A 23,111-nucleotide genomic window follows, 5' to 3' on the forward strand; every position below is an offset into this window, starting at 1 on the left:
CTGTACAACAAGGAGGAATTATCATTATGCAATTGAACATATTGGAACATGCGGATCAAGCAGGTTTGGAGGCAGCCCGCGCTTGCGAGGCGATTCTCCGCGACACGATCGCGGAAAAAGGAAAAGCGCGCATCGTCCTGTCAACGGGCGCGTCGCAGTTTGAGTTTTTGTCGCAATTCGTGAAGCTGAATATGGAATGGGATAAGATCGAGATGTTCCATTTGGATGAATATATCGCGTTGCCGGAATCTCACCCCGCGAGCTTCCGTAAGTATTTGAAGGAGCGTTTTCTGAAATATGCGAACGTCGGCCAGGCATGGCTCATTGACGGGGAAGGAGATCCTGAGGAAACGGTGAAGCGGTTGAATGAAGAGATTGCCAAGGCTCCTGTGGATCTGGCCCTGATCGGCATTGGGGAAAATGCGCATATTGCCTTTAATGATCCGCCGGCCGATTTTGATAATGAGTCGCCTTATACCATCGTGAACCTGAGCGATACGTGCAAGAGCCAGCAGGTAAGGGAAGGCTGGTTTGCATCGAATGAGGAAGTGCCGAAGCAAGCGATAACGATGACAGTCCAACAGATTTTGAAGAGCCGCCATATCGTCTCGGTCGTGCCTCATCAGGCCAAAGCGGCTGCCATTCAGAATACCATTCAAGGCGCGGTGGACAACCGGGTGCCAGCTACCATCTTGAAGACGCATCCCAGCTGGATGCTATATCTGGATAAAGCATCGGCAGCGCCGATTTATCAATGGGCGTAGTTAGGGGGACGCCTATGTTGTGGCGTGGAAAGCTCCCGCATACCGGCGAATCGGTTGAGGTAGAGGCGGCGTTAGACGGACGGATCGCGGCTATACGCCGGTTGGGACAGAACGATAAGACGGCGTTACCTTGGATCAGCAGCGGCTGGATCGATGTGCAGGTTAACGGCTTCGGGGGATACGACTTGAATGGGACCGTGACGTCGCAGAGCGATATTGAAGGCGTGACGCGTGCGCTGCATCGGCGAGGGGTTGCCGCATACTTGCCAACGGTCATCACGGGCAGTTATGACCGGATGCGTCAAGCATTTAGCGGGTTGTCCCGGTATGTCCAGTCCGGGGAGTTCGGAAGTGCCTCTATTGCCGGCATTCATATGGAAGGTCCATATCTATCCGGTGAAGACGGCAGTCGAGGGGCGCATCCGAGGGAGTATATCCGGAATCCGGATTGGGATGAGTTTCAGCGGCTCCAGGATGCGGCTGGCGGGCTTATCCGGATGGTGACGCTCGCGCCGGAGCGCGAAGGCTCGGTTCCTTTTATAGAGAAGGTAGTCAAGGCGGGCGTGGTTGTGGCGATCGGGCATACGATGGCTACAGGGGAGCAGATCGATCGGGCGGTGCAGGCAGGAGCGACGGTATCGACTCATCTGGGGAACGGTTCACAGACCGTTCTGCCGCGCCACCCCAACTATATCTGGCATCAGTTGGCGGACGACCGGTTATGGGCAACCTTTATACCGGACGGTCACCATCTGGCGCCCCCTGTGCTGAAAGCGATGCTGCGGGCGAAACGGGACAAATCGCTGCTTGTCAGCGATGCCGTCATGTTCGGCGGCATGGCTCCCGGACGGTACAGCAGCCTCATCGGAGGCGTGGTCGAGCTGACGGCAGACGGGCGCCTGTATACGGTAGAGAATCCGGAGATACTGGCCGGATCCGCTTCTTCGCTGGACATTGGCATTGCGAATGCGATCCGCTATACGGATATGACGCTGGCGGAAGCGGTAAACGCGGTCACCATCCGCCCGGCTGTGGTACTGGCTATGCCGCAATTGGGCGGGCTTACGATCGGGAATCCGGCGAACTTGACGCTGTTCGACTGCGATTCAGACGGATCGGGTATGGCTGTCCGGGAGACAGTTGTGGCGGGCGAGACGGTGTACGGTCCTGTTTGATGGACCAATACAAAAAACCATCCTTATGCGAGCGATCATTGCGTTAGCTCGCACAGGGATGGTTTTTCTTTTGTTTTTATTTTTCGATATGCTCCACAAACCAACGGACGATATGACTCAAGCGTTTCACCCGCAGATGCGGATGGCCGCTTCGGGACAAGTTGTGATCCGCACCCGGGAAACGGATGAACTGAGTTTCCCGGCCGAGTCGCTTCAAAGCGATAAACAGCTGTTCTCCCTGTTCGATCGGGCAGCGGAGATCCTGTTCTCCGTGAAGGATGAGAAGCGGCGTATGGACGTCCTTCACGTAAGCGAGCGGGGAATGCTTCCACAGCTTCTCCAGATCGTCCCACGGATTGCCCCAGATCTGATCCTGCGTAAAGGTGTAGCCGATATCGCTGACGCCGTAGAAGGAGATCCAGTTCGATATCGAGCGCTGGGTTACCGCAGCCTGGAACCGGTCGGTATGACCGACGATCCAGTTGGTCATGAAGCCGCCGTAGCTGCCGCCAGTCACGCCAAGACGGGAAGCGTCGATATAAGTGTAGGTATTCACAACATAATCCACGGCTTCCATCAGATCCTGGTAATCCCGTCCGCCGTAATCTCCTCTAACGGTATTAACGTGTACCTGACCATACCCGTGGCCACCCCGAGGGTTGGTGTAGAATACCGCATAGCCGGCTGCAGCAAGCAGCTGGAACTCATGCATGAACGTATGTCCGTACATAGCTTGCGGACCGCCGTGAATCTCAAGCACGGCTGGGACCTTGGTGCCTTCCGTGAAGCCGGCAGGCTTCATGATCCACCCTTGAATCGGCCAGCCGTCCGCCGTCCGGAACGTAAAGGACTCCGGCGTGCTTAACGTAAGCTCGTTCCACAGCTCCTCGTTGCAGTTTGTCAGACGCTTCTCCTCGTTCTTAGCGATAGAGAAGCTGAACAGATCGCCAGGCTGCAGCGGGTCGGCAGCGGCGAACACCACGTTCTCCTCCGGTGTCAGAGCGAATTGGTACACCTCTCGTTCGCCCGATACGACCAGCTCATAGGATGAACCGTCCAGAGCAAAACGTCCAATATGAACACTGCCATCCTGGCTGAGCTGGATGTATACGGATTGGCCGTCCTTACTGAACAGCGGAGGCGTTCCGGCTCCAGCTCTCATGTCGCTGACCGCGGCGTGCCCCAGCTGAATATCCATGTCCGTGAAGAGCACGCGGGATTTTCCGCCCGATAGCGGAACCAGGTGGATTTTGGTCAGGGTGGCAAAACCACAGCTGAGGTCGCTGGCAAGCATGAGCATATACTGCCCGTCCGGGGTGAATGCAATGGAACCGATCGAGAGGGTTCCATCCGTCAATTCGGTTACGGATCCGCTATCGAGGTCCATGACAAACACATCGCCCGTCAAACGAAAATCCGGATCCGGGAATTGCTCCGTGGCAAGGCAGGTGCTGTATGCGATGCGGGTGCCGTCCGGTGACCAGGCGAAGGCATGTATATCAAAATCTCCTTCTGTAATTTGCTTGCATTCTTCCGTTGCCGGATTTACGAGGTATAGATGATGTCGACGTTCATTCCACAATCCTGCGCCATCGGCTTTATATTTAATGCGATTAATGATTTTTTCTTCAGGGAGCTTGTTTTTGTCGTCTTTGTCTGATTCTTCGCTTTCCGTAGATTCGGCTGCTTCCGCCTCACTTCTAACAAGTAGGCGTGCGCTATCCGGGGACCATTTAAAAGTGCTGACACCGTGCTTCATGTCGGTAACCGGCCTTGCTTCCCCGCCGTTGGCAGGCATGATCCATACCTGCGGCTTATCGCCCTTTTTGCGCAAGAAAGCAAGCTCCGACCCGTCAGGGGACCAAGCGGGTGCTGCATCCGCCTCGCCGGACGTGAAGGGAACATCCTGGTCTCCTTCTGCAGGAAGCAGGCGGATATGGGAACGGTAACCGTCGTACTTTTCGCTGACGGATTTATGTACATAGGCTATGGCTCCACTAGCTGGAGATACGACAGGGTCATTCACCCAGTGCATCCGGTACAAATCCTCTGGCGTTATGAGTCGCTTATCAGACATGAATCATCCTCCTAATCTTCTTGTGTGAGTTAAACATCATTATCCCAGATAATGGTATGGAAATCTAGATGAAAAGTGAAAGGGGAAATGTGAACGTTTCGTACCAAATGCTAGTAAAACAGAGGGGAAATTACAATAATTCTAGATTGTAAAATGAAGCTCTAGAACTGAAAACAGCTCATTAATTTTCAACTGGTCAATTTAGAAGCGATACGGTGTGCTTTTTGTTATAATTGAGACAGGCTCTCAATTAGGAGTATGTAAAATAAAACCAACTATATATAGCTCAGGAGGAAATAAGATATGAACGTAAGTGAAGCTATCCGCACGCGCCGCAGCCTTGGCAAGGTCAAGCCTGACGCTGTACCGCAGGAATGGATTGAACAAATCGTAGAAGCGGGAACCTGGGCGCCGAACCATAAGCTCACGGAGCCGTGGAAATTCTTTGTCATGCAAGGGGAGGGCCGCGACGTGCTCGGCAACGCACTTGGTGACATTCAGGCGGCAGGTGGTGATGATACAAGTGAAGAGGCTGTAATTGCAGCACGCGAGTCAGGACGTACAAAGGCGTACCGGGCTCCGGTTGTTATCGGTGTGGCGGTCGAACCGTCCACGGACCCCAAGGTGATTGAACTTGAAGAGTACGGAGCGGTGTTTGCCGCTATTCAAAATATGCTCCTGCAAATTCATGAGCTTGGCTTGGGTGCAGTGTGGAGAACGGGCGAGCCGTGTTTCCATACGCTGATGAATCAGGCGTTTGGATTGAAGCCTGAAGACAAAATGCTGGGTTTCCTGTACATCGGCTATCCGGATATGGAACCTAAGCAGGGGAAACGTCAACCGGCAGCGAACAAAACGGTATGGCTGAATAGTGCCGCAGACCTGTAGTTGATCTACCCTCAGCCGCAAAAATCCGGTATAATGAACCCTAAGTTTGTCTTAAGGGTGTTACGGCATCCGGGCGATTGACACTAGGGGAGTGTACATGGATGAAATTTCGGTTTAAGCAGTGGGATCTGGGGAGCAAGTTTATTTTTATAGCCACCTGTTTAGCGATAGCCTCTTTCTTTTTTAAATGGCTGGATATCGGCGTGGCTGCAGAGAATGGTTTCTTGCAGGGCGGCGTGTTTTTCATCGTATGTTTCATCTATCCATTTTTGAAAGTGGTCCGCGAGAAGAAGATGAACAAGCTGATTGCCTACGTTTTTGCGCTGGTCGCTATATTTTTGACGATGACGTACGTGTCATCCAAAACCGTAGATTTCTTCGGCCAGACAATAAGAGGGGCGGCGGCAGGGCCGTATTTGTTCTTGGTGTCATGCGGACTGCTGAGCTTCGGTATTTTTAGACGCAGGTACTAGACTCGCTGCGCATGCTTTTGTATATGGCGTGATAGGAATGAAGGGCTGAACCCGGAGGCGACATGCCTCTGACAGGGACGGCCCTTTTTCTATTTTGAGACAGATCACCACTGGGTGAGAAGGACAAAGCCGCTGATCGACACCGCGTAAATGATTAACAGCACCACGGCGTACTTTTTGGCACGGATGTTCAAGTTGAAGACGGCGGAGAGTCCGTTGTTGATTATATTTCCGATGAATAGAATGAGCATGAGCGCGAGTGCAGTGATCGCAACGATGAGCGTAGCGGTTTCCATGGGTTCGTGAATCCTCCTGTTTTAGCTGCTAGTAACGTATAAGATATATTCCATTGTAACGGACGAAGTTTAAACCCCGGTTAAATGTAGTTAAAAAATGAATGCACCTGGCAAGTGGTGTAACGTTGAGCGGGATACTGGGATTTTGATATACTGGAGAAAGCGACTTTACAACCGCTGCATTACATCAACAGGAGGGATTTCAGAATGGCCAATCAAACTTTTACCGATGGACCTACTTTGAATGACGGCGTAAAAATGCCGTGGCTGGGCCTTGGCGTATGGAAGACCAAAGAAGGCGAAGAGGTTATTCAGTCCGTAAAATCAGCAATCGCTGCAGGGTACCGCAGCATCGATACAGCTGCCATCTACGGCAATGAAGAGGGCGTAGGGCAAGCCATTCGCGAATCCGGAGTTTCGCGGGACGAGCTGTTCATCACCACCAAGGTGTGGAATGATGACCAGGGGTATGAGAAGACGCTGCAAGCTTTTGAGACGAGCCGCAAGAAGCTCGGGCTGGATATCGTTGATTTGTATCTCGTGCACTGGCCGGGAAAAGATAAATACCTCGATACGTGGAAAGCATTAATTCATCTGCAAAAAGAAGGACTCGTGCGTTCCATCGGGGTCAGTAACTTCCGGATCCGCCACCTGCAGCATATCATCGAGGAAACGGGTGTCGTACCGGTTGTCGACCAAGTCGAATTGCATCCGCTGCTCTCTCAGAAGGAGCTGCTAGGGTATGCACGCGAGAATAATATCGTCCTGGAGGCGTGGAGTCCGTTGATGCAGGGCAATCTTGATCAACCAGTGCTCGCGCAGATCGCGGAGAAATACGGAAAAACCACGGCGCAAGTCATTCTGCGCTGGGATATTCAGAACGGTGTCATCGTCATTCCGAAATCGATTAAAGAGCATCGCATTCGCGAAAATGCGGGCATCTTCGATTTCGAGCTTTCGGCGGAGGATATGGCAGCCATTGACGGCTTGAACCAAAACAAACGTTTTGGCTCCAATCCGGATGAAGTCCTGTTCTAAATTTCGCTTCCATATAAAAAGAGCGAGCACAACCCTGAATGAGGGAAGTGCCCGCTCTTTTTTACGTTATTTATCAGGATGGAGTTCGTCTTGCAGTTATCGTTCTTCGAGCCCATCCGCAGGCAACAAAGGTTCACCAATCGTACCGAGCTTTCCCTGTATTAGATCTTCGTGCAATCTTTTCAGCCAGTTCAGGTCGGTCTTGGCATGTTCATACATCCCGATCATCAGATGCTGGGCGCTGCGGGGGACGATATGTTGGTGTTCCACGTATAATTGATATGCCTGGTTCACCCGATGCTCTGCTTCCCGGATACGGGACTGCAGGATCGGGGCCAGAACGGCCGGGTCCGCGAGTTGCGAGAACGGCAGCGCAATATAGAGCGGGTGATGCACGGGCTCGATGTCCCTGAATTTTTTGAGCAGCAGCTGCTCAAAAAGCTTGCGTCCGGCATCCGTGATCCGGTAGATGGTTTTGTCCGGGCGGCTATCGCTCTGTATGGTTTCCACTGCTTTGATATATCCGTTCTCGGCAAGCCGGTCTACCGCGTAATAGAGAGAGCCCATCTGAAGCTTCGTATACTGATCCATGCCGCGATCCTTCATTTTGATCCGGATCTCGTACGGATGATGGTCTCCTTCCAGCAGCAAGCCCAGGATGGCCAGCTTCATCGACATGACATTAGGCTCCCTTAGCCTTGGCAGGCACGGTCACCCGCTCGTTGCCCATCATGAGCACAAACACGAGAGCCAGTACCGCCGGCACAAGCGCCCACAAGAACGTATTCGCAATGGAATCCGCCAAGGAAGTCGTAATCTGTTCACGCACGTTCGGCGGAAGCTGCCCCATCACTTCAGGTGAAAGAACGGCATCCGCATTTAACTCGGCACCGGCCGGCGCGTTTCCTCCGGCTTCAGCAAGTCGGCTGTTCAGGCCGTTGCGCTGGATGATCCCGAAGATCGTAATCCCCACCGTCATGCCGAAGGAGCGAAGGAAGGAGTTCGTCGATGTTGCCGCGCCACGCTGTCTGGCATCAAAGTTATGGATGGAGGCCATGCTGAGCGTGGAGAACGAGAACCCGACGCCAAAGCCGGTCAGGACCATGAAGATCGTCAACAGGTAGCGCGGCGTATCTAGGCTTATCGTGCTCAGGCAGAAAATGCCTGTGATAAAGCACAAGACGGACAGAATCATGATGTTTCTAAACGAAGTCCGGGTCGTCAGTATGCCGCCGCCTTGGCTGCCGAATACGCTGCCGAGCATCATCGGCATCAGAATGAGGCCCGAATTGGTTGCTGATCCACCGTACACGCCGCTAACAAAGATCGGGATGTAGATGGTTGCCACGATAAAGGTTGCTCCATAGAACAAGGCAACGATATTGCTCGAAGCAAACAGGCGTTTACGAAACATTTGGAACGAAATAATGGGTTCGGCTGCCCGGGTCTCTGCGAACAGAAACGCAATAAACAGAGCAATGAATCCCCCGAACAAGCCTAGAATTTGCGGTGAGTCCCATGCATAGGTTTGCCCGCCCAGTTCCAGACCGAACATCAGGCAGATGATTGCCCCTACAAGCGTTGCGGCTCCCGTCCAGTCAATCTTTTGCTTGGCATGGGAACGGGTCTCCTTATAGGAGGTCATGATGAAAATAAAGGATACAATCCCGATTGGAACGTTGACATAGAATATCCATTCCCAGCCAACGCTATCGGTAATAAAAGCACCCAGCAGCGGTCCCATAATGCTGGAGGTACCGAATACGGCACCGAGCAAACCCGTCATTTTACCGCGCTTCTCCGGCGGGAACAGGTCAAACACGATGGTAAACGCAATCGGCATTAGAGCACCGCCGCCGATTCCTTGAATCGCCCGGTAAATAATAAGCTCTGTCATGTTGTTGGCCATCCCGCAGAGGGCGGAACCGATCAAGAAGACAACCAATCCGAATATAAAGAACCGTTTCCGCCCGTACATATCGGACAGCTTGCCGAAGATCGGTGTGCCGGCCATTACGGCAACCATGTAGATTGAGGTTACCCAGACGACTTGGTCAAAGCCCTGGAGATCGCGGATAATCGTCGATAAAGCCGTGGCTACAATCGTGTTATCGATGGCGGCCATGAAGATGCCGAGCAGCAGACCGGCCACGACCAATTTGATGTTGCTTTGTTGTGCATTCATGTTAAGAATACTCCTTTTCCATATTCAACTATGTACATATTATTCAAATTTGAATAATTCGGTGGTTATATTGTAGCCGGATTAACAGATGTTGGCAAGATGTTTAATGGCACTGCCTGTCTCTACATTCTGGACAAGAAAAAACAAGGCCAACCTAAAGCTTACGGGATGACCTTGCAATAATAGGGAATCGGCTGCCGGGATGCCTTCGCGTCAAAACGCACTGTTAGCTGCTTCCAGTTAATACTTAACAGTTCATCTGCGGCGATTTGGGATCCAACTGCATAAATTCGATCCGATTGCCGTCCGGGTCCCTGGCCCAGCACTGCCAGTTGAAGTCTTTTCCTTGGACCGGCGGGACGTCGAGTTTCACGCCCTGATTGCGGAGATGATCCGCGATGCGCTCGATATGTTCCACCTCGAGGCAGAGATGGGAGAATCCGACGGGCCGTTCTACTTGCTCCGGTTTCTGTTGCCCACCATAAAACAATTCGATAAACTGTCCGTCACGCACCTTAATGTACTCGATCCAGGGTTCACCTTGATCGTTAGGAATATCAAAAGCACGGGTGAAACCAAGAATATCACAGTAAAAATGCAGAGACTTCTCCATATCGGCGACATCGAACGCCAGGTGGGCGATTCCTTTAATCATGACAGCATTCCTCCTTGGTATGTATCAACGCTTAAGGATCAGGCGAGTTCATAAATCTATTGTAGCTTATTCTGTATACGCTTCCATATATATTTGCAAAATCGGAGGAATAAAACCGGCTGTTATTCTTCGCTGAGTCAGCGCCCGGTTGAGTCAATCCGGGATACAACCGTAGCCTGCTATTGTTATGCCCTCATGCAGATGCCAAAAACCCAAGACCTGCTAAAACAGGCCTTGGGTTAGGGTAATCATCGTATTACGCAGTCATTGTTAGCATTGCCTACACGCAGGCAAAAATCTTATTCGTAGGTCAGGCTGTCCAGAATTTCCTTCACGCTCAGTTCAGCGCAAGCCATGGAAGTATCGGCAACGCCATAATACATCTTCACGACATCGCCATCGACCAAAGTGCCGCAGGAGAAGACAACGTCTCCGAAGAATCCGTTCTTCTCATAATCGGCTTCCGGCTCCATGATCGGTTGATTGGAGCGGGCGATGACTTTGGAAGGATCGTTCAGATCCAGCAGCAGGGCACCCATGCAGTAGCGGTGATCCAACGTTGCGCCATGGTACAGCTCCAGCCAGCCTTTTTCCGTGCGGAATGGTACGGCACCGCCGCCCATGCGGCCGCTGTCCCACATGCCGTTGCGCAGGCCTGCGAGATGTTTATGGTTGCCCCAGTATACGAGATTATCGGATTCGGCGATCCACATTTCCGGGTTGCCTGTGCTCTTGGTCGTAGGACGGTGCAGCGCATAGTATTTGCCGCCGATTTTCTCAGGAAAGATCAGCACGTCCTTATTGTCCGGTCCGAAAATCATCCCGTGATGCGTAAAGTTCACAAAATCCCGGGTCGAAACCATGGATTCACCTACGCCTACCGGAGATACAGCGGAGAAGTAGATGTAATACGTATCGCCGATCTGTGTAACGCGCGGGTCTTCTATACCGAAGGTTTCCAGCGACTGCGCGGGATATACCAGCGGCTTGTCGTCGATGGTAAAGCGATGCCCGTCCGTGCTGCGTGCCACTCGAATATAGGATAAGGAAGTCAAATATTCGAAGGTAGCGCTGTGATTCACATTGCGAATGACACGGGGGTCGGAGAAATCATAACGAGCATCGTCGGTACGGAATTCCAAAATGTCCAGCTCCTGTGTTTCTGCATTGAATACAGGCGCTTTGACAATCATCGGATCGGCGCTGATCGGGCGCTCCGCGACCCGAAGCAGCAGCAGCACTTCGCCGTTATATTCGGCAACGCCTGCGTTAAAGGCGCCAATCACTTCAAAGCCGGCATGATACGGCTTCACGTCGGCCGGTGTAATCAGAGGGTTCTCCTCATATCTGTATATATTCATGGTTGTTTACCCCTATCCAATATTCTTATTTATTTTGAGCTTGTCGTCGCACCCTGAAAGGCAGGAAACGGAAACCGATCTGCTTACTGTTCAAATTGGAGGAACGGATCCCGGATGGTTATGCGATGCGCTTCCGCATCGCTGATGCCGGCATAGAGATCGGCGGTTCCGTCTGCATGGCGAACGAGTCCTCCGCTAAATACAACGTCAACCAAATCCGGACGCTTGGTTTCACCAGGCAAGAATTCGGCACGTACGGCAATCAACTCCATATCGCTAAACTCGCCTGTCTGCGGGTCTAGCGCAAACACCATCGGATAATAGTGGCGCTCCCCGGCTTCGTCGAAGCTTGCCACATGGCCGAGCACGCCGACAAGCCCATTGCTCAACAAGTGCAGCTCGTTGGCTCCGCCCCATTCCGCATCGATGAATTGGTCAGCCAGAAGGGGGGCCTCGTTAACGAGTTCTACCGTCACATCCTCCAGCGAGCTCACCTTAGTAAACCCGATTTTACCTCGGCCGCCTTTTTCGCCTTGGGGACGGGTGAACACGCCGATTTCGCCGCCGGCCAGCTCCGTGAGGCGTAGATCCTTCATTGCATCGGGACCCGTGAAGAATAGGGAGAGCTCATTCAGCGTTTTGCCTTTCCAGAATACGGTTCTCCACATCAGTGCATTCTCCATCGTGGGGTGAGGAAAGATTTCAACGCCACCCAGAACCAGTTCGCCATGGATAAAGGTGAAGAACGGATCCTGAAGCGTAAAGACTGGGGCTCCTTCATTCGGTACCCAGATGCCGTCCTGCTCCACGAAGAAGCGGATTTCCGAATGCTCGCTGTCTCGCGATTCCACCCGGCCCGCAATGACGGTGACTCCATCAATCCGGAAGGGCGCCGTGATATTATATACATCTTTGTCGCCTACACCTGAAAACGAAAGCTTGACCGGGTTCTGAGCCGTGGATTTCTTGTTTTGATATTCTTGCAACAGGGTTGCGCATGTTTTTACAGAGGATTTATGCAATGCCACCGTATGATGCCTCCTTATATGAATCATAAATAATTGCGTGTTAGGATACCCAGACCGCAGCTGTGTGCGGCGGGATTTCGATTACTGATCCGCCGAGGGATGCCATCTCGCCGCTTGCAGCAGCCAGCTCCAACCTCTGGGAGGACCAATCGGATAGGTCCAGCTGAAGCGGCTGATCAGCGAATTGAAGGACAATGACGGCTTCCTCGCAGCCGGATCGTCTGGTATACGCAATTGCCGATCCCTCCAATTGCTCCAGCTTTACGTAATCACCGGAGGAGAGGGCAGCATGTTGGACTCGAATCGAGAGCAGCATTTTATAAAAAGAATACATGGAATCCGGCTGCTCCCGTTGCGCTTCCGCATGGATGTGTTCGTGCCCCGGCCCCATCCCGATCCAAGGAGCCTGATCAGAGAAGCCACCGTATCGACCGCCATTCCATTGCATGGGGGAACGGGAATAGTCGCGGCTCTTGACCCGGGCCAAGTCCAAAGCCTCCTCTTCCGTTTTTCCATTCTGAAGTGCGGCTTCGTAGTGGCCGAGGCCCTGGATATCTCTCATGTCCTCGATCCGGTGCGCGATATGGTTCCTCATCCCGATCTCGTCGCCATAGTAGATGAACGGAATGCCCTTCGCCGTTAACATGAGAGCTGCCATCAGTTTGGCTCTCTGCTCCTCAAGCTCCGTATCGCCTTTGCCAAATCTCGAGATGTGGCGCTGCATGTCATGGCTGCTGAAGAACAAGGTAGGGAGCTGATCGGATGCGTGCTGGTCTTCCATGCGTTTAATCTCGTTAAATAAATCCTCCGGCCGAAATTGCTCCTGGCTTCCCAGGTTGAAGTTGAACACCACATCGAGAAGGCCGCTGCCGCTGTAATGGCGCAGGATGTCCATATCCTCAGAACCGACCTCACCTACCATAAAAATGCCTTCCCGCTCATGCACATAACGGCAAATGTCGCCGATGGCTTCCACAATCCCGTCTTGGTTCTGATCGTACCGGTGAATCTGTTCGCCGTTGTCATCTACCGGATTATCCTGGAAATCGCCAGAGACCTTAAGGAAATTGATGACGTCCAACCGGAAGCCGTCGATTCCCTTATCCAGCCAAAATCCCATAACATCCTTCATGGCCCGCCGGACTTCCGGGTTGGCCCAATTCAGATCCACCTGTTCCTTGGCAAAGGCATGGTAATAATACTGTCCAGTGCCTTCATCCCATTCCCATGCGCTGCCACCAAAGAAGGACTCCCAGTTATTCGGTGTCCCTTGATGAACGGGAGACTTCCAGATATACCAGTCGCGCTTCGGGGAAAGGGTAGAGGATTTGGACTCCTGGAACCAGGCATGGGCTGATGAGGTGTGATTCAGCACGAGATCCACAATGACCCGGATGCCCCGCCGATGGGCTTCATGAATGAAACCATCGAAATCTTCCATCGTTCCGTATGCCGGATCGACGGCGTAGTAATCCGAAATATCGTAGCCATTATCGATCTTGGGCGATGGATAGAAGGGAGTCAGCCAAATACCGCCGATGCCGAGTTCCTTCAGGTAATTCAGCTTGGAAGTGATCCCCTTAAAATCTCCGAGGCCATCCCCGTTGCCGTCGCAGAAGCTTGGCATGTAAATTTCATAAAAGACGGTTTCTTGCCACCACTTTTTTTGGTTTCTGTCCATACGTTTCCACTCCCAGATGAAAGCTGTTTTCATCCCTTTATTTAAGAGAAGCCAGGATAGGGAGGTTGTAAAGTACAGACCCTCATATTCGAGCTTCCTGCAACGTTCCGATGCGCCTTTTGAAGCCAACGGCGTTTTATTTGAGACTGAACTGCATGCCTTCCTTGAATTTTTTGCCGAAGATCGCGAACATGATAATAATCGGCACGGTGAGCAGGACGGATGCCGCATAGAGCGGACCCGGGTAACTGCCGTATGGCCCGAACATCTGGGACAAGAGTACGTTGAGCGTCAGCATGTTGTCGCTGCGGACAACGATCATATCCCATAAAAGCTCGGTCCAGCGCTCCATCAGCAAGAAGAGGAAGATCACTGCAGTGATGGATTTGGACATGGGCAGCATGATTTTGTACAAAATCTTGAAGTCCGATGCCCCATCCAGCTTCGCTGCTTCGATAAAAGCATCCGGCACGGCTTTGAAAAAGTTGGTGTACATGAAGATCGCCCATAAACTGATGGCTTTTGGAATGATCATCGCCCAGTACGTATCGTAAAGTCCGACCTTCTGGATAATGAGAAAGTTCGGAATCAAGAGAATGATCGCCGGGAAAAACATATGGAACAACACAAAGTTATTCACGGTGTCGCGTCCCCGGAATTTCAATTTGGACAGCGCATAGGCCACCATGATTCCGAACAGCATCATAAGGAAGGTGGAGGCTACCGAGACGATGACGCTGTTGAAGAAGGCGTTCATCCATGGCCGGGCAATGCCAACCTCGCCCCCGGTAAGAAGCCATTCATAAGATTTTAAAGAGAATTTGCTTGGAACGAGCTGCCTGTCTACCTGCGCCCAATCGGCAAAAGAGTTGAGCACCATGTACAAGTAGGGGTACACCATGACGAGAAGCAGAAGGGTTGCCAGTACATAGCGGCCCGCAAGACGACGTTTACTATATTTCTTAGACCCAACCATTTCGTTTCCCCCAGCTTTCCAGCAGTTTACGAATCACGAAGATGGAGATGAACGTTACGATGGATGCCATAATGGCAATCGCAGACGCATATCCGGCTTGCAAGTTCGTAAAGGCTTGATTAAAGATTTCCATCTGCCATGTATTGGTTGCAAAGTTCGGTCCGCCGCCTGTCAGCTGGTAAACTTCCGTGAAGATGCCGAAGGTTACGCCGAACGAGAGAATGAGTGTTGTATACAAGGCAGGGTACAAGAGCGGCAGCGTGATTTTCCAGAATCGCTGCCTGTCGGTTACCCCATCAATGGCAGCTGCTTCATAGACTTCCTTATCAATGCTTTCAAGTCCCGAAGTCAGGATTAAGGCGTAATAACCCGTGAACTTCCAGGCCAAAATCAGACCGACGATAAACAGCGCCGAGAACGGTGAGCCGAGCCAGTCGATATTGATCCCGAAGGTGCCTCTCAAAAATTCATTGACCGGACTGTTGTAGGACAAGAAGCCTTGTACAATCAGGGAAGCAACAACGCCTGAGGACAGATACGGCAGGAAGAAGCCGATCAGGTACACGCTTTTGAACTTGGGCAATCCCTGAATAACAACAGCGACGGCGAGCGACATGGCGGTTACCAGTGGAACAAACAGCATCATGAACTTGTAGGTAACCCAGAAGGCGGATTGCACCCCGGGTGCGGCCATGGCCTTCCGGAAATTATCCAGCCCTACAAAATCAAATTCAGGAGCAATCAGGTCCCAATTCGTAAAAGAAAGGTATAAGGACCAAAGGAGCGGTCCCAGGAAAAATACCAATCCGAAAATAATGTAGGGACTGGCAAAAAGCCAGCCCAACTTATTGTTTTGCTTATTAATCATGATTAAAGTTCACCTTCAATCGCTTTCTTCATGTTATTCCAACCGGTTTGCGGATCGATTTCTCCGCGGATGACCTTATTAAATGCTTCTTGTCCAATCAAGGTTTGAAGCTCATTAAACTTCGGATTATCCATGGCTGGAACGCCTTTGGACACCGCTTCTGCATAAGGAGCCAGTTCCGGTTTCTCGGCGAGGATCTGCTTGAAGCCTTCCACTTCGTTCAGATCATCGCGCGCCGGAGGCAGGTTGGTTTGCTTGAACCATTTCACGTCATTTTCCTCGTTGGAATAAACCCATTTCAAAAATTCGGCGGCAGCCTGCTGCGATGCTTCCGGAGCTGCGGAGAAGATAACCAGGCCTTTTGCATCCGCGTAGGTTTTTGCATCTGCCGGATCCATATGATCCGGTACCGGAGGCAGGGTCAGGGTGAAGTTTTCTCCGTATTTAAGTTCAGGATATTTCGTTGCCCACATATCGAATGTCCAAGGACCGATATCAGTGAATACCCCCGCACCGGTTTCGAATGGATCGGTTGCATTCTGCGCCAATACACCGCCAGCTTTACGAAGGTCATCAACGAAAGTCAGCATTTCCACCCCAGCTTTATCGTCCGCGACAAGGTTTTGGCCTTCGATAAATTTGTTGCCGTCCGAAGCTGCGTTGTAGAGCAAGAAGAAATCGAACCAGCGTTTCCAGGCCGTAGGGTCTGCAAGGTCGGCGCCTTTAGCCCACATATATTTATCCGGATATTTCGCTTTCAGCTTCGTTGTGGCTTCCAGAACTTCACTGTACGTTTGAGGCGGCTCATTATATCCGATCTCTTTCAGGAAATCCGTACGCCATCCGATCAGCATCGGGTTAGAGTAGATCGGCAATACATATTGGTGGCCGTCCGCGAATTCCCAAGGAGCGATCGTTTCGGTCATGTTACGGGACTCGACCATTTCCTTAAATTGCGGCAGTTCATCAAGAGCTACAAGCGCTTTACTATTGGATAGCTGCGCGGCGAATCCGCGGTTAATATTCTCAGCTACCGTCGGTGCATTCCCGCCTGCGATGGATGCCTGAATACTTGCCTCAGAGCTTGGTGATTCTTTAATCGCGCTAACGTTTACCTTTACGTCCGGATTCACGGTTTCGTACTCTTTGGCCATCTCTTGCCAAAATGCTTGCTGCGGCGGGTTAGGTGCCGCCCAGAATTCGACGGTGGTTACGCCGTCTGCGCTTTGACCGCCATTGCTGCCGCCGTTGCCGCAAGCGGCGAGTACCGTTCCGCCTACCAATGAGATTGCTAGAAGCAAAGAAATTCTTGATTTTTTCATATTGACCCTTCCTCCTAAATGCAAGATGTCTACCAAACGTTGACACTGCTATTTTTGTAACGTTACAAAATAGGATTACTAATTACTGAAAGCGTTGTATTCACATTATTATTCATGACTAATAGTTTTGTCAACGCTTTAACCTGCGAAATACAACAAACAATTAATTCCTGTGAGGTAGATCACATGAATATATTACTTTACATAATTATTTTGTAACGTTAAAATAATGTTTGTAATGTTCGGGCGAGAGCTTTCAAATCTCTGTTTGTTTTCGGTATAGTATGATGAGAATCCATTCGTCCTATACAACTATTCTTACTATAAAGAGAAAGGAACGTTATCCTTGACCAAGCCAAAAGTTACGATGCAGGACATCGCAGAACACTTGCAAATCTCCAAAAATTCGGTTTCGCAAGCACTATCAGGTAAAGGCGGTGTCAGCGAGGAGACGCGCAAGCTCATCATGCAAACGGCCGATGAGCTGGGCTACATCTATACCGGAAATCGCAAGCGATCCTCGGATCAAGAGGACAAGGAAGAATCTACAGGCAGTATTGCTTTAGTAGCAACGGATTTTGCCTTCTCTATGCGGGGCTTTTTCGGGGAAATCTACCTTACTATAGAAAATGAAGTGCAGAAGAGAGGGAAGAAGCTGCTGATCCAATCCATTTCCCAGCAGATGATGAAGGATCAGACGCTGCCCCCTTTTATCGAGGGAAGGGAAGTTGACGGGATCTTGATCCTTTCGCATCTTAGTACCGAATATATGAACACCTTGATCGATACCGGTATTCCTACCGTGCTCATCGATCATCACCATCCGGATGTGCAAGCCGACGCTATTCTTACGAACAACCGGTTCAGCGCCTATCATGTCGTTAAGTACCTCTATGAGCTCGGGCATACACGCATCGGCTTTGTCGGCAATACTTCCTTCTCCCCGAGCTATTATGAACGTCTGGAAGGGTTCCGGCTTGCCCATCATGAACTCGGCATTGAGCTGCACCCGAAATGGATTCTTAGCGACGCGCTGGAAGATCAGGAATTTATGGAGAAGCGGCTGCAGGGGCTGGACGAACAGCCTACTGCCTGGTTCTGCGTGAATGACGGTCTCGGGTTTATCGTGAATTCGACCATTTATAATATGGGCTATCAGATTCCGGGCGATATTTCCATTGTCAGCTTTGATAACGGACAGCTTTCCAGGTTGGCTACGCCCAAGACAACCACCATGGGAGTGGACCTGAGACTATTCGGCAAAACGGCGATCCGGCAGCTGTTCTGGCGAATGAAGCAGCCGGACGCGCCGCATATGGAGCTGCTGCTACCAACAACACTTATTGAACGCGATTCGACATCGGCTCCGCGCAATTAACATAAATGATTCGATGATTTCGAGATGGAGGCATTCACAATATGACCACTCAAGCACAAGAACAAGCTGTACAGGCATATGACCGATGGCTGAACAGCGGGGTGATTGACGAAGCGTCCAAGGATGAGCTTCGCGCTATTGCACATAACAAGAGCGAAATCGCAGACCGTTTCTATAAGGAACTGGAATTCGGAACCGGCGGACTGCGGGGCGTGATCGGCGCAGGCAGCAATCGTATCAATATCTATACCGTGGGGAAAGCAACCCAAGGGCTTGCTGCTGCGCTAAAGCAGGAGTACGAATCGCCTTCGGCGGTGATTGCGTACGACTCTAGGCATTTTTCTCCCGAATTTGCGCTTGAAGCGGCACGGGTGCTCGCAGGGAATGGCGTTAAGGCCTATGTATTTCAAGCTCTCCGTCCGACGCCTGAATTGTCTTATGCCGTGCGGCATCTGAACGCAGAGGCGGGAATCGTGATTACCGCAAGCCATAATCCACCGGAATATAACGGATATAAGGTGTACGGTCCGGACGGTGGGCAGATTACGCCCGATACGGCAGCCAGAGTGATTGAGGAGATCGGGCATGTCGCTTCTTTTGAAGAAATCCGTAAGTTGGACCGGGCAGAGGCGGAAGAGAGCGGCCTGCTCGTATGGCTCGGCCAAGAGATCGATGATGCTTATACCCTCGCCGTTGCAGGCATAAGCCAAAATCCCGGAATCCTACCTGAAGCCAGCATCAATTACCGAATCGTATTTACGCCGCTGCATGGAACCGGTAACGTTCCTGTACGTGCTGTTCTAAAGCATCTGGGTTTTCAGCATGTGGATATCGTGCCGGAGCAAGAACAACCGGATGCCAATTTCTCAACCGTGCAATCGCCTAACCCCGAAGAACATGCCGCATTTGAGATTGCCATTGCCCAGGCCAAGGCATGCGCGGCTGACCTCATTCTGGGAACCGACCCGGATGCGGACCGCATGGGGGCTGCCATTCAGAATGATCAAGGACAGTATTTCATCCTTAGCGGCAACCAGTCCGGTGCCATCATGGTGCACTACTTGCTGGAATCCATGAAGAAAAAAGGAACGCTTCCGGAGAATGGTGCGATCATCAAGACGATTGTGACCAGCGAAATGGGAGCTGCCATCGCGGCTGCATACGGCATGACCGTCTTCAACACGCTGACTGGATTTAAATACATCGGGGAGAAAATGACGCAGTTCGAGAAGACCGGAGCGTTTACCTTCATTTTTGGTTATGAGGAAAGTTACGGTTATCTTGCCGGCAGCTATGCTCGCGATAAGGACGCTGTCGTTGCAGCCATGCTCATGGCCGAGGCGGGTGCTTACTATAAAACGCAAGGTAAGTCTTTATATGAAGTGCTCCAAGAGTTGTACCGAACCTACGGCTATTTCGCCGAGAAGCTGGAGACGAGAACGCTTAAGGGCATTCAAGGTATACAGCTGATTGCAGGCATCATGAGCGCTTGGCGTGAATCGGCACCAAGCGAAGTGGCGGGGATTGAACTCATCGGAACCGAGGATTTCAGCCGGGGACTGCATGGTCTGCCGCAAGAGAATGTGCTGAAATTCCATCTTGCCGACGGCAGCTGGTTCTGCCTTCGTCCGTCCGGCACGGAGCCGAAGATCAAGTTGTATTTTGCTGTTCAGGGCAGCAGGTATGAGGATGCACAGGCTAAGATCGCTGCGCTTACGGAAGATGTAATGGCTCGAATTGATGTTTATATCGAACAGCATCAGACATAGAAAAAAAAGGACTGGACCTGATCGTTCGCTGAAGAACGGGAAAGGTTCAGTCCTTTTTGGATATCGGCCAGCGGTTGGAAGGCAGGTGGGTATCATACTGCGTAAGAATTGCAAAAGCTGCGATAATCGTTTGTATTAATGATTCCAGGAACTACTGGTCTAACGCCTCTGATGCACCGGAACTTCTTTACGCCCCTGTTTCATGGGCGACTGGCATAAAGGACAGGCCTTGCTCTCCCGATCCCGTGCGCCAGCGGCGATTCTCGCGTTGACTCGCTGCCAGCCTTTGCAATTGGCGCTGGTGCACAGCCACACGTCGACGATCTCCGTTGCAGCGGGTGCAGTCTGATGCTGTAAGCTGGGAGCGGAGCCTGATCCTGAACCGATGCGTTGGCTCCTCTGGCTGGCAGTGCTTACCGTTGCCCGCCCAGCAGGTGAAGGCAAGGATGAGCGCTTGGCTGAGGTTGAGGTCTCTATGCGGACCGTACGCTTTGCCGTAAACGTCGATCGCGGCGTTGACCCGCCGCCCTTGCTTGGGACGCTGTTGCCTTGCTTGCTCTGCTCGTCCGTAACGAACACATCGCGGAAGAAGCGGGAAACCTCCGCTTTTCGCCCCCGATAAAAGCCAGGCGAACTGACAATCAATTCATCCCGCGCCCTAGTGATAGCGACATAAGCCAATCTGCGCTCCTCTTCGAGCGCATCCAGCGCCTTATCTTCTTTGTCCGATAGCGGACGCTGATCCTCCCTGCGCTCGGCGTCCAAAGCGGACGTATGCGGCAGAATGCCCTCGCTTGCCCCGATCAGGCATACTGAGGGAAACTCCAGCCCTTTGGATTTATGGATCGTCATTAACCGGACGGCATCGGCATGTTCGTCCCGTTTCATGGCCGCCATTTCCTTATGAATGATGATCAGTCGATCGACAAATTCGACGAACTCAGCGATATCGCCAAAGCGCTTCGCCGAAGCCTCCAACTCATCCAGACCTTCCTGTATGAATTCCTTATGGAGGGTGATTTCCTGGCGCTCGTCTGCCTCCAGAAACTTGTCATAGAATTGGCGCCTCATTTCCTGTACCGCCTGAAGGGGCTCCATCGCCTTTAGTCCCTTAATGAGCTTTGTGCGATCTCTAATATTCTCGATCTGAAAATCCTTCAGGCCGGGAAAGGATAGAAGATGCGATAGAGGCCCTTTCTTGGGACGCGGAGCATCCTGCTGCCGGATGAAAGCCATGCCTTTATCCCGGTTCATGTACAGCGTATGGAGCATGCCCTCCATGGCCGTGAAATTGCGTCGGTCCAGCGACAGCCGCAGATGGTCCATGAGCGGTTTGACGATCCACTGTTCGTAGAACAGATCTCCATTCTCGTAATGAATGAACGGAATCTCCCGCATCACGAGCTGTTCAAAGATAGCCCGGCTGTTGTTCGCGGTCCGGTACAGAATCGCATGATCGCGGTACTGCTTTCCGTGCTCCCGGACCTGCTCGGTAATATGGGTCAGCAGTTGCTCCGCTTCTTGGTCGGGATCGCCTGGACGAAGGTATAGCGGTACGCTGCTGCTTTTGCGGGTCGAACGCAGCTGCTTGGGGCGGCGCCGTTCATTGACGCGGATAATTTCGTTCCCCAGCCCGACGATCGAGGAGAGAGAGCGGTAATTGATATCGAGCGTCACGACCTTAGCCCCGGGAAACGTCTGGTCGAATTCCAGGATGAATTCGTTGCGTGCCCCGTTGAAGCCGTAAATGGTCTGGTCATCGTCACCTACAACCATTAAATTGCGGTGCGGGGCGACGATTTTTTTGAGCAGCTCATAAGGCAGCAGTCCCGTATCCTGGAACTCGTCGACCATGACATAACGGTACCGCCTTTGTAGGGAGGCCAGCAAACCGGGATCTTGAGACAGCAGACGGTGGGACATGACCAGAATATCATCAAAATCCATCTGGCCATGGTCTTCCTTCCACGCTTCATAACGGGTAAAAATTTGCCTTTGCTCGACTTCTGCAGGTGTTTTGACAGGCAGCTCGTCAAGTCCGGTCATACTCATTCGATGGGCAGACCAGAGCGATAGCAACGTCTCAGCTTCGTAGCTATCCTGCAAGCCCATTTCCCGCAGGATCCGCTTCATAATAAATTGCTGATGTCTGGAATTGCTTAGGATTTCCTGCCTGTAGCCGCGGGTACGCAGCAAGTATAAGAAGAAGGAGTGGAAGGTTCTTGCCGTTACTTTGGCGGTTTCGCTAGCCCGTAAGCCGGGAAGCGCCATGATGCGTTCCTTCATCTCGGCTGCCGCCTTGGATGAGAAGGTGACAAGCAGGATGGAAGACGGATCGATCTTCTTGGCCGCAATGAGGTAGCCTGTCCGGCTGACCAGCACGGAGGTCTTCCCGGAGCCGGCGCCTGCAAGCGTAAGCAGCGGTCCTTGGGTATGTCGTACAGCTTGGATTTGGGCGCGGTTCAGCAGCATTCCCCGGGATTCCAAGCCGCGAAAAAAAGCCGCATCCGGCGCGTCATCGCTGATCAGGTCCTGGCTGTTCTCGAAGGAAGCCAGCTTGGCAAACGGAATATCCTGACGCTCTCCGCCGTATGGGCGTTTATAGAAGGGTATGGATGTCATGAAATTCACCAATCATTTCGTATTTCGATTATCGTCCTACCAGTTTACCGGATTCTCGGAAGTCTGGCAAAGCGCAGGATATGGATAAGAACCCCGGGATGCGAACACTTATGAATTCATGATGTGAATTTCAGAGGCGCACGCCAGAATTGCACTGATTTGCTCCGACACGTTTAGCCTACTAGACACGCGGATACGAACCAACTTTACCCCTGAGGAAAGTGTTATATTATTTGGGAATGTTTTTAGAAGAGCAAAGAAGAGAAGGACCATGTTCAAGGAGGAATCCCATGCTGGTTGTTATTGCTATTCTGCAGCTTATTATGATCGGCATTTTGCTGAACATCAACGGCAAGCTGAAGCCGCGAGACTATATTGCTGAAGCGATGGAGAGGGACCGCCGAATCCGGGAGGAGCGGGAGAGGAAGCGGCAAATGGAGCCATGGTCACATGAGGCAAGTGCTGACAGCGCAGATCATTCATGACCTGAATCATTTATATGAATAACAGCTATCCCGGGCTCAAAATAGGGGAGTCCGGGATAGCTGTTGCCCT

At 51.8% G+C, this 23,111-nt stretch carries 20 protein-coding genes; 8 read left to right on the plus strand and 12 right to left on the minus strand.

The window, feature by feature from the left end; translation table 11 throughout:
* Positions 1-26 precede the first annotated feature (26 nt).
* The gene (locus NYE54_RS03055) at positions 27-764 is read left to right on the plus strand and encodes a glucosamine-6-phosphate deaminase (protein WP_339269936.1); all 738 of its coding nucleotides are present in this window, start codon (positions 27-29) and stop codon (positions 762-764) included.
* A gap of 14 nt (positions 765-778) precedes the next feature.
* Positions 779-1,939, plus strand: a complete 1,161-nt coding sequence (locus NYE54_RS03060; protein ID WP_339269938.1) for an amidohydrolase family protein — start codon at positions 779-781, stop codon at positions 1,937-1,939.
* Between the two features lie 76 nt (positions 1,940-2,015).
* On the opposite strand, the gene NYE54_RS03065 is transcribed toward NYE54_RS03060, so the two are convergent.
* Complete coding sequence (locus tag NYE54_RS03065; RefSeq protein WP_339269940.1) at positions 2,016-4,016, minus strand: S9 family peptidase; 2,001 nt, start codon at positions 4,014-4,016, stop codon at positions 2,016-2,018.
* Between the two features lie 303 nt (positions 4,017-4,319).
* Between NYE54_RS03065 and NYE54_RS03070 the strand changes: the two genes are divergently transcribed.
* Complete coding sequence (locus NYE54_RS03070; RefSeq protein ID WP_098741697.1) at positions 4,320-4,904, plus strand: nitroreductase; 585 nt, start codon at positions 4,320-4,322, stop codon at positions 4,902-4,904.
* A gap of 101 nt (positions 4,905-5,005) precedes the next feature.
* Positions 5,006-5,377 (plus strand): hypothetical protein, encoded by a 372-nt coding sequence (locus NYE54_RS03075; protein ID WP_339269942.1) that lies wholly within the window; start codon positions 5,006-5,008, stop codon positions 5,375-5,377.
* A gap of 104 nt (positions 5,378-5,481) precedes the next feature.
* Here NYE54_RS03075 and NYE54_RS03080 read toward each other — a convergent pair whose 3' ends face one another.
* Complete coding sequence (locus tag NYE54_RS03080) at positions 5,482-5,673, minus strand: hypothetical protein (protein WP_339269944.1); 192 nt, start codon at positions 5,671-5,673, stop codon at positions 5,482-5,484.
* A gap of 207 nt (positions 5,674-5,880) precedes the next feature.
* Here NYE54_RS03080 and NYE54_RS03085 point away from each other — a divergent pair, with 207 nt between their 5' ends.
* Positions 5,881-6,711, plus strand: coding sequence for an aldo/keto reductase (locus tag NYE54_RS03085; protein WP_339269945.1), 831 nt, complete (start codon positions 5,881-5,883; stop codon positions 6,709-6,711).
* A gap of 96 nt (positions 6,712-6,807) precedes the next feature.
* On the opposite strand, the gene NYE54_RS03090 is transcribed toward NYE54_RS03085, so the two are convergent.
* From NYE54_RS03090 to NYE54_RS03130, 9 genes are all read right to left on the minus strand, one after another.
* Entirely contained in the window at positions 6,808-7,389 is a 582-nt protein-coding gene (locus NYE54_RS03090) for a PadR family transcriptional regulator (RefSeq protein ID WP_339269946.1), read from the minus strand.
* 4 nt (positions 7,390-7,393) lie between these two features.
* Complete coding sequence (locus tag NYE54_RS03095) at positions 7,394-8,896, minus strand: MDR family MFS transporter (protein ID WP_339269948.1); 1,503 nt, start codon at positions 8,894-8,896, stop codon at positions 7,394-7,396.
* Positions 8,897-9,143: 247 nt separating this feature from the next.
* Complete coding sequence (locus tag NYE54_RS03100; protein WP_339269950.1) at positions 9,144-9,551, minus strand: VOC family protein; 408 nt, start codon at positions 9,549-9,551, stop codon at positions 9,144-9,146.
* 299 nt (positions 9,552-9,850) lie between these two features.
* Positions 9,851-10,912 carry a glycoside hydrolase family 130 protein gene (locus NYE54_RS03105; protein WP_339269952.1) on the minus strand — a complete coding sequence of 354 codons (1,062 nt, stop codon included), beginning with the start codon at positions 10,910-10,912 and terminating at the stop codon, positions 9,851-9,853.
* Positions 10,913-10,995: 83 nt separating this feature from the next.
* Entirely contained in the window at positions 10,996-11,940 is a 945-nt protein-coding gene (locus tag NYE54_RS03110; protein WP_339269953.1) for a DUF1861 family protein, read from the minus strand.
* Positions 11,941-11,980: 40 nt separating this feature from the next.
* Positions 11,981-13,621: an alpha-glucosidase gene (locus NYE54_RS03115; RefSeq protein WP_339269955.1), complete on the minus strand. Its 1,641-nt coding sequence runs from the start codon at positions 13,619-13,621 to the stop codon at positions 11,981-11,983.
* A gap of 136 nt (positions 13,622-13,757) precedes the next feature.
* The gene (locus tag NYE54_RS03120) at positions 13,758-14,597 is read right to left on the minus strand and encodes a carbohydrate ABC transporter permease (RefSeq protein ID WP_339269956.1); all 840 of its coding nucleotides are present in this window, start codon (positions 14,595-14,597) and stop codon (positions 13,758-13,760) included.
* A complete protein-coding gene (locus tag NYE54_RS03125; RefSeq protein WP_235201867.1) occupies positions 14,584-15,462 on the minus strand; it encodes a sugar ABC transporter permease in 879 nt (292 codons plus the stop codon). Before NYE54_RS03125 ends, NYE54_RS03120 begins: the two co-directional genes overlap by 14 nt.
* 5 nt (positions 15,463-15,467) lie before the next feature.
* Positions 15,468-16,787: an ABC transporter substrate-binding protein gene (locus tag NYE54_RS03130; RefSeq protein WP_339269957.1), complete on the minus strand. Its 1,320-nt coding sequence runs from the start codon at positions 16,785-16,787 to the stop codon at positions 15,468-15,470.
* A 346-nt stretch (positions 16,788-17,133) separates the two neighbouring features.
* On the opposite strand from NYE54_RS03130, the gene NYE54_RS03135 reads away from it, so the two are divergent.
* Together NYE54_RS03135 and NYE54_RS03140 are read left to right on the plus strand one after the other, a co-directional pair.
* Positions 17,134-18,165 carry a LacI family DNA-binding transcriptional regulator gene (locus NYE54_RS03135; RefSeq protein ID WP_339269958.1) on the plus strand — a complete coding sequence of 344 codons (1,032 nt, stop codon included), beginning with the start codon at positions 17,134-17,136 and terminating at the stop codon, positions 18,163-18,165.
* Positions 18,166-18,206: 41 nt separating this feature from the next.
* Positions 18,207-19,934, plus strand: coding sequence for a phospho-sugar mutase (locus tag NYE54_RS03140; protein WP_339269959.1), 1,728 nt, complete (start codon positions 18,207-18,209; stop codon positions 19,932-19,934).
* Positions 19,935-20,093: 159 nt separating this feature from the next.
* On the opposite strand, the gene NYE54_RS03145 is transcribed toward NYE54_RS03140, so the two are convergent.
* Positions 20,094-22,556: a UvrD-helicase domain-containing protein gene (locus NYE54_RS03145; protein WP_339269960.1), complete on the minus strand. Its 2,463-nt coding sequence runs from the start codon at positions 22,554-22,556 to the stop codon at positions 20,094-20,096.
* 290 nt (positions 22,557-22,846) lie between these two features.
* Here NYE54_RS03145 and NYE54_RS03150 point away from each other — a divergent pair, with 290 nt between their 5' ends.
* Entirely contained in the window at positions 22,847-23,041 is a 195-nt protein-coding gene (locus NYE54_RS03150; protein WP_339269961.1) for a hypothetical protein, read from the plus strand.
* Positions 23,042-23,111: the final 70 nt, after the last annotated feature.

The organism is Paenibacillus sp. FSL K6-1330, assembly GCF_037976825.1.
In the GTDB taxonomy this organism is placed as follows: domain Bacteria; phylum Bacillota; class Bacilli; order Paenibacillales; family Paenibacillaceae; genus Paenibacillus_AQ.

Excerpts from the sequence above, each read along its gene's own strand:
- NYE54_RS03055 (WP_339269936.1), top strand. The coding sequence starts at position 27 with ATGCAATTGAACATATTGGAACATGCGGATCAAGCAGGTTTGGAGGCA.
- NYE54_RS03060 (WP_339269938.1), top strand. The coding sequence starts at position 779 with ATGTTGTGGCGTGGAAAGCTCCCGCATACCGGCGAATCGGTTGAGGTA.
- NYE54_RS03065 (WP_339269940.1), bottom strand. The coding sequence starts at position 4,016 with ATGTCTGATAAGCGACTCATAACGCCAGAGGATTTGTACCGGATGCAC.
- NYE54_RS03070 (WP_098741697.1), top strand. The coding sequence starts at position 4,320 with ATGAACGTAAGTGAAGCTATCCGCACGCGCCGCAGCCTTGGCAAGGTC.
- NYE54_RS03075 (WP_339269942.1), top strand. The coding sequence starts at position 5,006 with ATGAAATTTCGGTTTAAGCAGTGGGATCTGGGGAGCAAGTTTATTTTT.
- NYE54_RS03080 (WP_339269944.1), bottom strand. The coding sequence starts at position 5,673 with ATGGAAACCGCTACGCTCATCGTTGCGATCACTGCACTCGCGCTCATG.
- NYE54_RS03085 (WP_339269945.1), top strand. The coding sequence starts at position 5,881 with ATGGCCAATCAAACTTTTACCGATGGACCTACTTTGAATGACGGCGTA.
- NYE54_RS03090 (WP_339269946.1), bottom strand. The coding sequence starts at position 7,389 with ATGTCGATGAAGCTGGCCATCCTGGGCTTGCTGCTGGAAGGAGACCAT.
- NYE54_RS03095 (WP_339269948.1), bottom strand. The coding sequence starts at position 8,896 with ATGAATGCACAACAAAGCAACATCAAATTGGTCGTGGCCGGTCTGCTG.
- NYE54_RS03100 (WP_339269950.1), bottom strand. The coding sequence starts at position 9,551 with ATGATTAAAGGAATCGCCCACCTGGCGTTCGATGTCGCCGATATGGAG.
- NYE54_RS03105 (WP_339269952.1), bottom strand. The coding sequence starts at position 10,912 with ATGAATATATACAGATATGAGGAGAACCCTCTGATTACACCGGCCGAC.
- NYE54_RS03115 (WP_339269955.1), bottom strand. The coding sequence starts at position 13,621 with ATGGACAGAAACCAAAAAAAGTGGTGGCAAGAAACCGTCTTTTATGAA.
- NYE54_RS03120 (WP_339269956.1), bottom strand. The coding sequence starts at position 14,597 with ATGGTTGGGTCTAAGAAATATAGTAAACGTCGTCTTGCGGGCCGCTAT.
- NYE54_RS03130 (WP_339269957.1), bottom strand. The coding sequence starts at position 16,787 with ATGAAAAAATCAAGAATTTCTTTGCTTCTAGCAATCTCATTGGTAGGC.
- NYE54_RS03140 (WP_339269959.1), top strand. The coding sequence starts at position 18,207 with ATGACCACTCAAGCACAAGAACAAGCTGTACAGGCATATGACCGATGG.
- NYE54_RS03145 (WP_339269960.1), bottom strand. The coding sequence starts at position 22,556 with ATGACATCCATACCCTTCTATAAACGCCCATACGGCGGAGAGCGTCAG.
- NYE54_RS03150 (WP_339269961.1), top strand. The coding sequence starts at position 22,847 with ATGCTGGTTGTTATTGCTATTCTGCAGCTTATTATGATCGGCATTTTG.